General features: G+C 63.3%; 1 rRNA gene and 1 pseudogene. Both read right to left on the bottom strand.

The features are described 5' to 3' along the window. A pseudogene (locus tag ACXJKC_RS21730) lies at positions 1–563 on the bottom strand (tetratricopeptide repeat protein); the annotation flags it as partial. A gap of 178 nt (positions 564–741) precedes the next feature. Continuing rightward, positions 742–858, bottom strand: a 5S ribosomal RNA gene (rrf, locus tag ACXJKC_RS21725). Positions 859–880 lie beyond the last annotated feature (22 nt).

Here is an 880-nt window from a genome sequence, read left to right as displayed (position 1 = left end):
GCGTAGGCGGTGTTGCCGTTCATGCGGCGGGCGGTGCGGAATTCTGAGAGCGCCTCGGCCCATTTACCGGCGGCGTAGGCAGTTTCACCGCAGGCTTCGCGGACGAGTCCCGTACGCGTGGCGCGCGCGCGAGCTGCCAGGGCATGCTTGTGGGCGGTTTCAGGATCTTCTGCCATCAGCAGACCGGCCATCACCAGGTGGCGGGCGACTTTGTCGGCCAGCTTTTCCGGAAGCGCTTGCAGCGCCTGACGGGCGTGCTTGTCGAGGTCTTTTGCACTGATGTCATCGGGGATCGGCGGACCGTCGTAGATCTTCTGCGCTGCGGTCCGGTCGCCCTCTTCTTGGCGGCGGTTGCGGGGTGCGTCGTAGGGTTTGCCATCACGACGCGGTTTGCCCGGTTTACCGTCGCGGCCGGGTTTGGTGTCGCGGGTGTTGGGGCGGGGTGCGCCGGTGCCGCGTTGATCGCGTCCACCACGGGGGGCACCAGATCCGGCGTTTCGCCCGCCGGATCGGCCGCCACTGGATTGTCCGCCGCCTTGACGGGGGTTACGCGACTCGGCCATGAGAGTCGTTCCTTCCATGTTTCGCTATGTATTTTGCACAAAGAGTGTGGGCACCGTGATGCGGGTGCAGCACCCTGATTCTCCCACACCGAACAAGCGATGACGTTCACTGTCGCATGGGCTCAATCCCACAAACGGGCATGGAAATGGGTCGGGGGGCGGCCTCGACGGAATGTTTGTTCGGCGACGTCCTACTCTCCCACACCGTCTCCAGTGCAGTACCATCGGCGCTGAAAGGCTTAACTTCCGGGTTCGGAATGTGGCCGGGTGTTTCCCTTTCGCTATGGTCGCCGTAACTCTATGGAGATATCAAAACC

The sequence above is a fragment of the Aeromicrobium sp. P5_D10 genome (genome assembly GCF_054049535.1).
This window is presented reverse-complemented; position numbering and strand designations above follow the sequence as displayed.